12 protein-coding genes are annotated in these 14,408 nt (G+C 32.3%); 1 reads left to right on the top strand and 11 read right to left on the bottom strand.

Going from position 1 to position 14,408, the window contains the following annotated elements; all coding sequences use genetic code 11:
• Positions 1-8 precede the first annotated feature (8 nt).
• The 8 genes from ACYVJ6_RS03830 to ACYVJ6_RS03795 all read right to left on the bottom strand — a co-directional run bounded on the left by ACYVJ6_RS03830 (position 9) and on the right by ACYVJ6_RS03795 (position 8,942).
• Positions 9-1,706 (bottom strand): capsule assembly Wzi family protein, encoded by a 1,698-nt coding sequence (locus ACYVJ6_RS03830; RefSeq protein ID WP_460692702.1) that lies wholly within the window; start codon positions 1,704-1,706, stop codon positions 9-11.
• Positions 1,703-2,353, bottom strand: coding sequence for a hypothetical protein (locus ACYVJ6_RS03825; protein WP_460692701.1), 651 nt, complete (start codon positions 2,351-2,353; stop codon positions 1,703-1,705). Before ACYVJ6_RS03825 ends, ACYVJ6_RS03830 begins: the two co-directional genes overlap by 4 nt.
• A complete protein-coding gene (locus tag ACYVJ6_RS03820) occupies positions 2,346-4,316 on the bottom strand; it encodes a polysaccharide biosynthesis protein (protein ID WP_460692700.1) in 1,971 nt (656 codons plus the stop codon). The genes ACYVJ6_RS03825 and ACYVJ6_RS03820 overlap by 8 nt, the downstream gene beginning before the upstream one ends.
• Positions 4,317-4,455: 139 nt before the next feature.
• Positions 4,456-5,049 (bottom strand): sugar transferase, encoded by a 594-nt coding sequence (locus tag ACYVJ6_RS03815; RefSeq protein WP_460692699.1) that lies wholly within the window; start codon positions 5,047-5,049, stop codon positions 4,456-4,458.
• Entirely contained in the window at positions 5,033-6,262 is a 1,230-nt protein-coding gene (locus ACYVJ6_RS03810; protein WP_460692698.1) for a DegT/DnrJ/EryC1/StrS family aminotransferase, read from the bottom strand. The genes ACYVJ6_RS03815 and ACYVJ6_RS03810 overlap by 17 nt, the downstream gene beginning before the upstream one ends.
• A 19-nt stretch (positions 6,263-6,281) precedes the next feature.
• Positions 6,282-6,893 carry a GNAT family N-acetyltransferase gene (locus tag ACYVJ6_RS03805; protein WP_460692697.1) on the bottom strand — a complete coding sequence of 204 codons (612 nt, stop codon included), beginning with the start codon at positions 6,891-6,893 and terminating at the stop codon, positions 6,282-6,284.
• A gap of 10 nt (positions 6,894-6,903) precedes the next feature.
• Positions 6,904-7,872 (bottom strand): glycosyltransferase family 2 protein, encoded by a 969-nt coding sequence (locus ACYVJ6_RS03800; RefSeq protein WP_460692696.1) that lies wholly within the window; start codon positions 7,870-7,872, stop codon positions 6,904-6,906.
• Positions 7,873-7,904: 32 nt separating this feature from the next.
• On the bottom strand, positions 7,905-8,942 hold the full coding sequence (locus tag ACYVJ6_RS03795) for an acyltransferase family protein (protein ID WP_460692695.1): 1,038 nt from the start codon (positions 8,940-8,942) through the stop codon (positions 7,905-7,907).
• Positions 8,943-9,205: 263 nt separating this feature from the next.
• Here ACYVJ6_RS03795 and ACYVJ6_RS03790 point away from each other — a divergent pair, with 263 nt between their 5' ends.
• Positions 9,206-11,191: an acyltransferase family protein gene (locus tag ACYVJ6_RS03790; RefSeq protein WP_460692694.1), complete on the top strand. Its 1,986-nt coding sequence runs from the start codon at positions 9,206-9,208 to the stop codon at positions 11,189-11,191.
• A gap of 46 nt (positions 11,192-11,237) precedes the next feature.
• Here ACYVJ6_RS03790 and ACYVJ6_RS03785 read toward each other — a convergent pair whose 3' ends face one another.
• From ACYVJ6_RS03785 to ACYVJ6_RS03775, 3 genes are all read right to left on the bottom strand, one after another.
• The gene (locus tag ACYVJ6_RS03785) at positions 11,238-12,341 is read right to left on the bottom strand and encodes a hypothetical protein (RefSeq protein ID WP_460692693.1); all 1,104 of its coding nucleotides are present in this window, start codon (positions 12,339-12,341) and stop codon (positions 11,238-11,240) included.
• Between the two features lie 223 nt (positions 12,342-12,564).
• Positions 12,565-13,308: a phytanoyl-CoA dioxygenase family protein gene (locus ACYVJ6_RS03780; RefSeq protein ID WP_460692692.1), complete on the bottom strand. Its 744-nt coding sequence runs from the start codon at positions 13,306-13,308 to the stop codon at positions 12,565-12,567.
• Positions 13,283-14,236 carry a hypothetical protein gene (locus ACYVJ6_RS03775; protein ID WP_460692691.1) on the bottom strand — a complete coding sequence of 318 codons (954 nt, stop codon included), beginning with the start codon at positions 14,234-14,236 and terminating at the stop codon, positions 13,283-13,285. The genes ACYVJ6_RS03780 and ACYVJ6_RS03775 overlap by 26 nt, the downstream gene beginning before the upstream one ends.
• Positions 14,237-14,408: the final 172 nt, after the last annotated feature.

Genomic DNA, 14,408 nt, shown 5'->3' with positions numbered 1-14,408 from the left:
ATTACTAATTAAAACCTATATGATACACCTGTACGTATATGCAAATTAAATGCGTCGGTTCCTTTTACATAATAAGGATCACCGGGATTTTGTATTAAATACCATTGGTAATTAAGGGTTTTAATAGCTGAAATGTTACCGTTGAAAATAAAATTTTTATAATTCCACTCGCCACTAGCAGCTAAGCTTAAATCTGTCCAATGCCTTCTATGATCTCCACTGTCATAAAATGCATAATTATAAAAATCATTATTATGAATATAACGCTCCAGCTGCAGCCCAATTCTTTTAATTCCTTTTACCCAACTAACATTCAAGGATTGCAGGTTTCCGCCTGGGCCAATGCCTGCTCCTAAAACCTCACCGTTATTAGTGTATCCTTGCCTGATATATTTACTAACATACCACCCGCCATCACCAGATTTAATTTTCTCTATTGAATTTTGTTGTAATTGTGCTGCTTCAACGCCTATCAATATACCCTGATCTATCGAATTATTAGTTGTTATAAATTTACGTAAACCAAAAACATATGCTCGGGATAATTCTGGTGCTAAAAGTGTTTGTCTAAAATCAGCTGTTGTATTGCTACGGCCCCACTCAAAATAAATTTCGGCATGTTCTTGAGGCCATAACCAGCGCATAAAATATGAACTTCTTTGATCTAATCCATTGACAGGATCATCGGGTGCATTCACTTTCTTAACCGAAGAAAAAAACGGAAAATAATCACCTAGTCTACTAAGGTTCTTTCCATAACTTTGTGAACTTTGGTTAAAACCTAAAAATAACCCAGGCACCCATTTAGGCTGCCATGTAATAATAATACCGGATAGATATCGCCAATTATCAGGCTTAGGTATATATAAATTTGTATTAAAAAAACTATGATCAGGAATTAATGGCGGAAATTTAGAATTTTCTAATCTTCCTCCAATTATCTGGCCTTCAAACGTTCCTATCAATGTTTTTACAGGTTTCCTTGTATTCAATGTCAAATGTGCAAATCCAGGTGCATTATTACTCATTAATAACGAGTTCCTAATACTTGGCCCCCACCATAAATTTTCGGTTGATAAACCAAATGAAAATGATTTATAATTTAACCTGATGCTACTTTGGCCCCAATAAATTTGGTTATACTGTTCTGTACCAAACCTAACGGGCAAATCAATATTATTATATATATCATAGTACCGTGCAAAAATCACATCATAATGCTTTTGATTAAATGTTTCAAAGTCTGAATTTGCAGCGATTACAATTTCGGGGCGGAACTGTACGCTTAAAATACCATATTGCATATAAATACCACCACTCATTAATGTTTGCAGTCCCTTTGCCGGTATCATAGCTCCATCGTTCCAACCATAAGGATGATGGGTATTAAATTGTGTTTGTAATGTTATGGGGAGAACTTCAGTTTTGAGCTTTCCATTTGGTGCTGTCCATGAACTTTCGGCATTCAATAAATTATACCTTTTTTCAGTGCTATCAGGATAAAATGGATTTGATTTAGGATTAATAAATGAAGGTACTATTGGCCTAACAGTAAATGATACGTTTGTATCTGCGGTTCCTGTTAGTTGGCTTCTTCTATAATAATCCTCCAGCCCCACTGTACCAACAGGTAAAGTTTGAGTATAAGCTAAATTGTGTATAAAAACTAAAAAAAATATAACTACTATAAGTTTTGCAAACTTCATAAGGTAATGGCTTTGATAACTATATTGTCAACCGACCAGCTTTCATCGCACTTAGGGGTAGATGTATTAGTTTGCACCAATTTATCTAAGCATTGCAACAATAAGGTACTATCTGAATGCTTAAAGGTTTTTACAATTTTATACAAAGTTGTTCCGTTTGGATCATTGACCAAATGACAAACACCTGGTAAGTCGGTTTTATAAGCACCTTTTTTGGGGTTGTTATAATTATTAGGATAATTAAGAGGGTATGATTGTGGAGGGCAAAAAAGCCCACTACCTGTAATACATGGAGAATTAGAAAAACTAGCATCTATATACGTATTACCATCTACTAACATTTGCCATATGTCAGGGCCATCTGGTGATAATTTGTTGCCGTCCCAACTATCATGTATATATAAATCAAATGATATTGAGATTAAATGATGGCGGGGTAAATTATTTAGGTTTAACTCAAAACCACCATTGTTGTATTGACCTAAAACGGAAGTATTATTGAATTGACCAATAACTGCACCTTTTATACCTAATAAGTTGTTACTTTCAAAATTGTTATCATATACTACAACTTCGCTTTGTACTTGATTTTTGCACGAATTGATAAGAACGAAGAGAAAAAAAATAGGTATTAAAATTTTATTCATTTAAAAGTGCTTGAGTAATCATATCTAATTCTTCAAAAACAGAATTTTTACTTTTAAACTCATGTACTATTTGCTTCATGGATTTTACAACCTGCATGTCATCGTTACTTTTGGCATGGTTTATTAAAGTATAAATTTGTCCCTCAACTTCATTAAATAAATATTCTCTAACCTTGCCTATCATTATTTTTTCATGATGAGTAGGCAGAGTATTCTCATGATCATTAAGCAGTTCTTCAAACAATTTTTCTCCAGGTCTTAATCCGGTATATTCAATTTTAACATCTTGGTTAGGAACAAGCCCCGCAAGACGAATCATTCTTTTTGCCAGCTCAACAATTTTTACAGATTTGCCCATATCGAATATAAAAATCTCACCGCCTTTACCCATACACCCCGCCTCTAACACTAAGCGACAAGCTTCGGGTATAGTCATAAAATATCTGGTTATTTCAGGATGTGTAACTGTAACCGGTCCCCCCTTTTCAATTTGCTGCCTAAATCTGGGTATAACAGATCCATTAGAACCTAATACATTACCAAAACGTGTAGTAATAAATCTGGTATTTGGTTTGTTAGTATTTAAATGACTTAAACCATTAGTAAAGCTAAAGTCCTTATTACTTATTAATTTATTTAATGACTGAACATATATTTCGGCTATCCGCTTTGATGCCCCCATTACGTTTGTTGGGTTTACAGCCTTGTCTGTTGAAATCATAACAAACTTTTGCACTGCATATTTAACTGCGAGATCAGCAATAGTTTTAGTACCCAAAACATTTGTTTTTACGGCTTCTGAAGCATTATCCTCCATTAAAGGAACATGCTTATAGGCTGCGGCGTGATATACATAATGAGGTTTATATGTTTCAAACAGATAATCCATTCTTGTCTCATCCTTTACATCACCAATAAAAGCATGAAAATTGGCATCCGTAAACATTTCTTCAACCTCTAAATATAAATGGTGTAATGCAGTCTCAGATTGATCACACATAATAATTAAATCTGTATCAAACTTTAATAACTGCCTTACTATTTCACTTCCTATTGAGCCAGCGGCACCAGTTATTAATATTCTTTTGCCTTTTAATTCCTTTTGAATATTGGTAATGTCAATTTCAATAGATTTTCTATTTAAAAGCTCTTCTATATTTACTTTTTGAATTTGAGTAGCTTGCAGTTTCCCGCTTGTCCATGCATCATGCGATGGTATGCTTAATACTTTAACCTCATTTTCCAAACATATATCAACTACCTTATTTTTTTGTTCAATTGGTATAGTATATGATGCGAAAATTATTTCATCCAATTTATGCTCCTTAATTAATTGGGGCAGATCTTTACAATCCAAAATGGATATACCATCTATTGTTTTGCCTACCTTTCTTGGATCATCATCAACAAAAGCCATTATTCTTTTATTCACTTTATGATCATGATCAAACGTTCTTTTTGCAGCTATTCCGGCTTGGCCAGCGCCATAAATAATTACCTTTTTCTTATCTAGCTTTAAATTTTTTATGTACAAAAAAAAGTATTTTACTATAATTCTATAGGATAACATTAACAAGAAACATACAAGACAATTTATTATCAATAAATTGGTTGAAATTAATGCAGTATTAGTATATACAACTGAAATTGTATTGACTAAAAAGAATGTTCCGTTAGTAATTAAAACAGTTGTTAATATTCTAAATAAATCCTGTATGCTTGTGTATCTGATAATACCAATATAGGTTTTTACTGCGAAAAAAACTGTTGCACTAACTATAGCTAAGATTAATAAATTACGTCCAAATTCAACATGATTTAAACTTGAAAGGTCAAAATTATACTTTATTAAGTAAGCAACTGCCAGCGAAAAAAAAGTAATTACTAAATCAAGTGAAAAAATAAGCCAGCGGGGGACTATGTTGATTTGGTTAAACAAAGTAGATGAATTCATTTTTGCCATATTCACATTAGTTAACAAGCTAAATGTATTAATGTTTGCAAAAGTAACAAAACTATCATTGTATTTGTAAATTATACTAAATTAGCAGCTTATAGGTTATCTGAGTTAAATAATGTAAGTAATTATTAAAATATAATATTTATTTAATGGATATAGCTTTAATAGTTAGCAGTATTATTTTAATTGAACCAGATAAACTTTTGTTTAACGCTGCTGATTCTAGGTTGATTTTTATCTTATCGCGCATAATTACATTGATATAAATTGATTCCGGATTATCTGACTTGCCCAACATTTCATTTTCATTTTTATATTTTATTGATGCCATATCAGTGATTCCAGGTTTTAATTGCAACACTTTTAATTGTTCATTATCATATAAATCAACATATTTTTTTACTTCAGGTCTTGGCCCAACCAAACTCATATTTCCTAATAAAACATTTATAAGTTGGGGCAGTTCGTCTAACTTGTATTTTCTTAAATAATATCCAACAGGTGTTATCCTTCCATCCCTTTCACCAATAGTTAAAAGGCCCTTCCCTGCCGAATTAACATACATTGTTCTGAATTTATAAAGTTCAAATTCTTTTCTGTATTGCCCTATTCTGGTTTGTTTAAAAAAGGCGCTTCCCTTTGATGTAGCTTTAATTGCTATGATCAAAATAAAAAAAACAGGTAATAATAAAATTAATCCTATTAATGATGCAGTAAAATCAAATAACCTTTTCATTAATTTTTAAGTAGTTATATGCATTTTCAACTGATTGGCATATATATGTTATATGGCTGGCGCTAAGCTGAGGATATATAGGCAAAGATATCTCTCTTGAATAATTATCGTATGCAACTGGGTAATTATTAATATTGTAACCCAAATCTTTAAAAATTGTTAACATGGGCATAGGTACAAAATGTACATTTACAGCAACACCATCGTTTGTAATGTTCTCTATCATTTGGTCGCGTTGGGTTTCAGTAATATCATTTATTCTTAGAGGGTATAAATGGTTACATGATGTTCTTTTCTCGTCTTTTAAAATTGGCTTTTGAGCCCATTTTTTATCTGCAAAAAAAGAATAATAAGCATCAGCTACTCTTTTACGTTCTTTTAAAAGAACACTGTCATACTTTTTGATTTGGGCCAAACCTACCGCAGCACATAAATCGGGCATGTTTACTTTTAAACCTGCAAATAAAATATCATATCGCCAACCACCCGCTTTTGATTTGGTAAAGGCATCTTTTGTTTGCCCATTTAATGACCACAAACGCATTAAATTATATTCGTCCGCATTGCTAAACCCTGCGGGCAAATTAAGGCAAATTGCACCACCTTCAGCAGTGGTTATGTTTTTTACCGCATGAAAAGAAAATATACTTATATCAGTAACATTACCTGATTGCTTATTGTTGTATGTAGCACCTACAGAATGGGCGGCATCGGCTACAACTAAAATGCGAGCCAATTGTGCTTGCTTTTCTGAACCTGGGATAAATAAAGATTTAACTTCGTTTTGAATCACTAATTGATTAATCGCATCGTAATCACACATCAATCCCGCTATATCAACAGGCATTATTACTTTTGTTTTATTTGTGATTGCCGCTTTTATTTTTTCTGGATTAATAGTAAAATCATTATTTATATCTACCATTACAGGTGTTGCACCACAATGCAAAACACTTAAAGCAGTAGCTGAATAAGTATAAGCAGGCACAATAACTTCATCACCCGGGCCCACGCCAAACCATTTTAAGACAAGCATGGCTCCTGATGTCCATGAGTTTACACATAATGATTCTTTACATTGTGTAAATTTGACAACCTCGGCCTCTAATGCTTTAACTTTAGGACCAGTAGTTATCCATCCTGATTTTAAAGTGTCAACAACTTCCTCAATGATATCATCATCCACATAAGGTGGCGAAAATGGAATTTTCATGATTTATTTAATTATTTTTTTAAAGTGTTTTAAAGTAGTAAAACACGTTTTCCTTTTTTGCAAGCTTTTGCCATCCGCATTTTTCATACACGTGAATTGCCTTTAGGTTGTAATCATATACCGATAACCGCATAAAGTCCATACCTAACTCCCTGGCTTTTTCTTCAAAAGCCACCATTAATTGCTGGCCAATACCTAAACCTGCATAATTCTCATCAATACCAATACCTACCAATGAAATGCCCTTGCCATCTGGATTTGTAATTTTGGCAACTGAGGGCGTTGTAAAAATAAGTATCATTTTTCTGAAAGCTACTTTGAAAAAATTTTTGTGGAATAACACTAAGGGATGTGTAATTGTTCCAACTATGACAAACTTTAAAAGTTTTTTATTTATAAATTTATCATAGCCCAAAGGAGCACCTACAACGTATCCACAAGTGCTTCCATTTATAACGGCCTTTAATGTTATAGTTTCAGGGTAGGCAAGAAACCATGACAAAAACTCTTGAATGTATCGATGTCCCATGCCAGCATTCATGTATCCTTTAAACGCTTTAATATGTACGGGTATAATGTCTTTTATATCAGTATTAGTAAATGGCGCTACCTGTATTTTATTATGGGTCATAGTTGGTATTTTATTCTAAGATTTTTTTCACCTTAAAAAGGCCTAGTAAAAACCCTGTTCCGTAACTTATATGTAAGGCAAAATAAGCTAAAAAAATTCTTATTTTAACAGTGTAATGTTTGCCGCTTTTTATAGCAAAGTAAGCTGCTATTAGACAATATAATATTAATGGCAGCAAAATATATACTAATGATACAATATGCTGCACAAAACCGATACATAGCATTAGTAGATATAGTACAAAAATTGCAGGTATAAGATGTCTAAGTTTTATGCCTGATTTAATTTTAGATAATACCAGTGGTTTGTATAGCCCATACTGATAATACTGACTAAATAATGATTTAAGGGTTGATCTGGGATAATAATATAATTTGATTGTGGATGATTGATAAATAGTTAACCCTTTGCTTCTGGCCCTGTAATGAAACTCGTCATCCTGGTTTCTTTTTAGGCTGGTATCAAAAAGCCCGGTATAAGCAAACATCTCCTTTTTCCATGCACCAAAGGTAACAGTATCATTTTCGCCCTCATAATCGGCATCATGTACTTTACTGCCACCAATCCCAAATGCTGTACAAATTATATAAGCAACTGCCTCCTGCGTTTTATTTTTATAGGCCGTTCTGGTGGGGCCGCCTACAATGTCGGCTCCTGTTCTTTCAAACGTTGCCAGTATAGCTTCAAAATAATCGGGCGCATAGCTTGTGTGTGCATCCAATCTTACTATAACGTCGCCCTTGCATTCTGGTATAGCAATATTAAGCGCAAAAGGAACCGTACGATTTGGGTTATTTAATAATCTGATATTAGGATAGGTAGCTATCCATTTATTAATTATTTCGCACGTATTGTCCTTAGATCCCCCATCAATGAAAATTATTTCTTTATCTTTTGGGAAGGCACTAATACAAAACGATAGTACATCCTCGATATAATTAGATTCATTATACGTTGGACAAATGACAGATAAAAGCATGGTTATGACCTAAAATCTAAATAAAAAACTCATTATTTAGAACGTGACAATTTTTTGTTTACTAATTTAATTATAGGTACTTCAAAGTATTTATATACAAATCCACTTGATATTAAAGTTAGTATTATACCCAGCGAAATATTAAAAAAATTTGATTGTTGTAAAAATGAAATACGATGTGCGATTTTTAACGTGACCGCCCAAACCAACGGATGAATAAGGTAAAGTGAATAACTCACATCTCCAAACCACTTAAATATTTGATGAAAAGTTATATAAGGAATTGCACTAAGCTTTGATACCAGCAAAGTTAATATAAAGCAATCTATAGTTAGTATTAACCGTGGCCAGCCTATTACTAAATTGATAGGGTTACCACTAACAGGATAAAAAATGAAAATACACACAGAAACCATGAACAGCACTGTTAACTGTACTTTATTTAAGTTAAATGCATCTTTATATAACCCCATATATATGCCGGCAATAAAAAATGTTAGCTGGTTAAATGGGTTAATATATATCTCCCATTGAGCAATAATAGTTTGGTTAACATGTAACACCTTAAATGCAAAATACAGGTGCATTAAAAATACCAGTGAAGCAGCTAAATGGAGATACCTGGCATTTTTTTTATATAAAAAGATCAATATGGGAAAAAACACATAAAAAACCATTTCATTACCAATAGACCAGGCCCCCCCGGCTATGTATGAAACAGGACTTATAAAGCCAAACAATCCACTTAAATTTAATAAAATTTCCCAGGTTGAAAAATGCTGACGGGCACTAAATATGGTAATAATAGTAACCAACCATAATAATGGTAAAATTCTTGCAATCCGCTTAATAAAAAACTTACCAGTTTCAGATCCTGATGTTAGTTTATTTGTATAAACATGTGCCAGTGTTAAGCCGCTTAAAATATAAAACAGCGAAACGCCATACAAGCCAAACCGGCTTAGCATAAATTGCGAAGTATATTCTCCGTAGGTCCAAGAAAAGAAATGAAATAACATGATACCTATTGCAGCTACACCCCTTAAATAATCTAAGGAATTTAATCTCATCTACGGAAACTGCTTTTTGGCATGCTTAATAAACAATATATTTTGTTAGAAGACATTAAAAGTTTGATACTTGTATAGTTGAATGATACTAGAAAATGTTAATCAGTTTAGATTAACATAGGTAATTATTGTTATATTTCTAAACATATTAATCTGTTCAAATTTATATTTAACTTTTCTATTTAACATCAAAAATTAAAAATAATATACACATACAACACAGTGCTTTAACTGTATCCTTTTAAATTGAATACTAAAATAATATGAAAGCCTACGAAAACATTTCAAATAATAACACAGGCTTTTGGAGAAAGGATATTGAAGGAATAAGAGCTATCGCTATCATTCCTGTAATTATTAATCATTTTAGTTCAAGATTTTTGTCTGGTGGATTTCTTGGTGTTGACATGTTTTTTATTCTTTCGGGTTATCTAATTACACAACAAATAATCAGGAAAAATTACTTGCAAAACACCAAATTGATCAAAGAATTTCTTTTAAGACGCTTTTTCAGAATTTTCCCATCATTGCTTGTTTGCGTTGGTCTGTTTTGTATTGTCTTTTCCTTCTTCTTAATTCCTGACCTTCATATTCCGTTTTTTTATACGGCGTTATCAAGCATTATTGGAGTTAGTAACATTGTAATTTATAAATTCGGGTTTGATTATTTTGCTCCGGGTAGTAGCTATAACCCATTTTTACATCTTTGGTCTATATCAGTAGAGGATCAATTTTATGTAAGTTTTATTCTGCTTCTTTTTTTTACCAAAAAAATTATATCCGTCTTAAATTTTATTTTTCTTATTACACTTATAAGCCTGTTTTTTGCTTTTATTTGGCCCGTACATTTTAGCCCCAAATACTTTTTTAATCCCTTATCAAGATATTGGCAATTTGGTTTTGGGGCGCTTACTTTTTTATTTATTAATAAATTATCCGTTAAAAATTGGGTTCAAATAATTTTGCCTGTAGTAAAAGTACTTGCGCTTTTTATAATTATTTTATTCTTTATTTATATTAAAGAAAGCCGTGTTACAACGATTGAACTGCTGATTTTTACCTTATTCAATTGCATATTATTATTGCCGGGCACAAATTACACCCCCACCAATATCTTGCTTAAAAATAATTTAATAAGATACATAGGCCGACTAGCATATTCCTTATATCTGTTTCATTTCCCTCTACTTAAACTAACTGAGTATTATTTTGACATTACGAGCACAGTAAATTTGCCTGTAATAATGGTTTATTGCATTGTATTATTTGTGATGGCCCATTTAAATTACCATTATATTGAACAAAAGTTTATTCTTCAATATAAAAACAGCACTTCTATTATAGGTTTATCAGTATATCACGCACGCAAACTATTGTTATATACTATAATTACTTTTGTTATAGGACTGACTTTTCTTTTCCTCAACAATTACGTCAGCTTAGGTAAATTGTATAAAACAGATTTAACTGTTCGTAATCCGATAAAACAAAGGGTTAATAAAAAGGCATTAGCTAAACTTTACATAGTGGGCGATTCGCATGCACAAATGCTAGCGCCCGTATTTAATAAAGCTTCCATCCAGTTGTCATTAAATTTGGCAGATGAGACTGGTAGCGGATGTATTATAGGCGACAACATAAGCTATATAGACAAAAACGGCCAAGTTGAAGATGATTGTAAAAAGCATTTGACAACCTTTTTTTCAAAAGTGATCACCGATACAACTCACAAAAAAATAATTTTTATGGGAATGAGATCAGTAGCATATCTACTTCCGGAACTGATTTCGCGCGAAGACTTTCCTGTTCAAGGTGTATTATTTGGAGATAAGTTTATTGAAAACCATAAAGATGATTTGGTTGAAAATTATTTTACAAATTTAAACATCCTTATAGGGCGGCTGCAAAAAGCTAATATAAAAGTTATTTTTATGGCTCCTATACCCGAAATGCGGGTATCAACTTTTAAGTGTTTATATAATAATTCAAAAGAGGAGTGTTCTGTAAGTAAAACTCAAAATCTACAGTACCGGAGTTTAATAATGCAAAAGTTAAAACAACTGGAGGGCCAACATTCTAATTTTAAAATATGGGACATCTTTAATCAGGTTTGCACATCAGACATTTGCAGAAACGTTAACGCTGGTAAGGCAATATATAAGGATGATGATCATTTAACAGAAGCTTTTAGTAAGTTGTTAACCCCATTCTTTGTTGCCTTTGTTAAGTCAAACTTTTTTGAAAAATAATTTCATCAGATGGCACGATGTGTCTAGGCGTACTGACATTGATAGATTACTTAAGTTTATTGGCAATAGCTAGCGTAGCAATTTTGTTGGTTGCGCCAAGAAAGAAAACAGCAAACACAACTGAGGGGTTAAAAATGTTTAACATATCCAGTGGGCTATCAAAAAATGGAAGTATATAAAATATTAAAATTAATAATGCTAACCCATTTAACCTAACCCGCGCATAGTTAAAGGCCTTACTTAAGTTTCGTAAAATTACTACCGTATAAAATGACAAGATAAACATCCCTAAAGGAAAAAACGGGATATAAAAGCTTGAGGCTACTAATCCCGGAGATGACCCGGTTGTAGGACTGCTTAGGTCTACATAGGTTTGTACATAACTCATGCGGCTGGCGCTCCATATAGCCGGTTTACCCCAATCAAACCCCACTATAACACCTAATTGGTAAATGAAGTTATTAAATATGCCCGACAGGGTAGTGTAAGCAATTGTATTATCAAAAACATGTTGGTTACCTATCGCCAAAAGAGAGGCATACCAATTAGATGTGCGTAATAAAGTAGATACAAAAATGAAACTAACGTTTTCCTTATTTGTAAAAATATCAACCGTTTCATTAAAGCCGGTTTTATTTGCATTGCCAATAAAAACAACTGAAATTATGAGTAAAAGCAGAAATACTATAATAAAAAAGCTTCTTAAAAATTTAATAACACCATTTACTTTCTTTTTGACATTATATTTAACAAACAACAATTTCTCTTGATTTAATATCAGAAATATTGATAACAAAATAAAAAGCATATCAATAGAACCCGTTAGAGTAAGCACATACCCTAAGGTTATTATTATTAACAGTATTTTTTGGTAAATATATACGCGGAGCGAGTTTATTCTTTTAAGCAAAATATAAAGAATATATACTGTTGCATATGCCCTTAAGGCCAGCATAACAATTACCTCTGAGCCGGCAGAGGTTAAATTATTTTCGGGATTTTGTCTAAAATCAAGGCTGTACTTCAAAGAAAAGTTTACAGCTAAAGCTAAAAAAGCAAGAATTAAAATGAAATTAAAAGCTGCTGATTCAAACAGCTTCCCCATTACCCTAAAATCAATAATGCGCAAATTGGGTATGGCAATATCCATAAAAAGCACTAATAGCAAAAACGGCAAAACATAAAGTATTGGCGTTTTTGGTTCAGTACCTACATATAGGGCCGCGTATTCGTCTGGATAGAATAAATTAACTATTAATGGAAGACAATAAAACAAAAAAATAAAAAGGAAAAATATCGCATATACAGATCTGTTTATTCGATATTTATTTTTGAGTCTTGCATTAATTATAGCAACCGGGTTACCCATACTATTATACTAATAGTTCGGTCATACTTTCGCCAAACTTAGTATCAGACATGTAGTTGGTAGCAGCATATCTTAAACCTTCTTTTAACGGGCTGCCTCTATGTATGCCACTGGTATCAACAATTATTAATGTACCGGCTTTACCAGTGAGATCAACGAGTTGATAACCTTTTTCTAATAAAGAATCAATTTCCTTCTCGGTGTACCTCACATCATTTTGCCCTCGCCCTATAATCCGGTTTATTTTCCATTTTTCAGGAATTGTATGTGAGTATTTAATGTATTGAAAGCAACCATTGTTTTCGTCTACATCATTAAGATACATTATAAACTTTAGCTGTCGCCTGTTTATAACATCCCTGTGCCAGCCTCCGCCGCTGCCTACGTTATCATTTTTAAAACAAACTTTATTTGCCATTACAAAATGGAAACGACAATACCTGTCAATATATTTTTTATAAATAGATTTTAAGCTGGCGGTTTCAAAAAGATCTTTAAAAGAACCATCTACCCTATCAATACCAAAAATTCTCGAATCGCTTCCCTCTTCGTCTTTCCAAGCTTTATCTAAACTTACTTTACTTTCAAGGCCTTCAATGAGTTCCTGGCATTTATCACTGTCAATAAAACCAGGAATTGCTACATATCCATACGTTTTTAATGTCTCATAAGTTTTTTTATCCTTAGAGTCAATTGCGGTAAAAAATTCATTTACCTTATATTTAATTTCGGAGAGCAAGTATTTCATTTTTTAATTCTTTTATTTTATGATCTTTTTGATCTGTTTGGCCAATAAAATAAGGCAGTATTTGTTTATCACTTACTATTACATCATTATTAATAGCTGTGACAAGGTCTGCTTCAGATTCATACTCCTTCAAAATTAACCTTTTTTTCAGAAAACCATAATTATCAAATGACGGAGAAAAAAACGCACATTTGTAGCATAATCTATCAGAATAAACACCTTCTAACAACACACCCGATTCATTGGTAAGCACATATTTTGCTTGCTCTAAGTCATCCCATACAGAGTTATTAGTTGATAATTCATATTCACCTTTCCAACTCCTTCTGTCACCGGGATGAGGGCGCAATATCACTTTAAATTTGTCGCTTAATTTCAATGCAAGACTTTTTACTATCTCAATATCATCTTGATCATTTGTACATATTAAAACTGTATTGTTTCCCGGTTCAAAAGGTTTCAATTTTCGGTCAACAAACCTTACATCAAACAATACAAACTTCTTTATTGTTTCATGTGCAACTCTATACTTGTTAACACTGTCTTCGCTAAATAATACGTTTAGATCATGATAAAGCGGCGGAAACTCCTCGTTAACAGGAGCATGCTGTATATAAACGGTTTTAACGTTCCGCTGTTCTGCCATATCAGATAATAGTACAACATCAGGACCATGATCATTATACTTGATAAGTACCTTTAAATCCTTTAATAATATATTATAAATATATTCTTCGCCGCAAAGCTTTATTATACGTACGTTATTTGTAAATAACCAAGGGTCGTCTTTAGCGGCTTTTAATTCATATAGCGTTCGCTTAATATTTATAATTGCTGCAATAAATATTAATGTGGGCGAAAAAACTGAAGATTTATGTCCCAATATTCCTTTTCCGCTAAAATCATAGACGGGGTACTTAAAACCCATGTTATGAAGTTGTTCATAAATTATTTTATGATTGTTACTGTAAACAAATGAAACAATATCGCTATCTGTAATTTTTTTTTGATTGATTTTATATTTAAATAAAAATTTAATTATAACTGATATGCCCAGAAAAGACAAAATGCTAAAACATACAACTATAAAATTGTACTGA

The organism is Mucilaginibacter puniceus, assembly GCF_054783175.1.
Note: the sequence above shows the minus strand (reverse complement) of the source record. Positions and strands in the feature narration are given on the sequence as shown.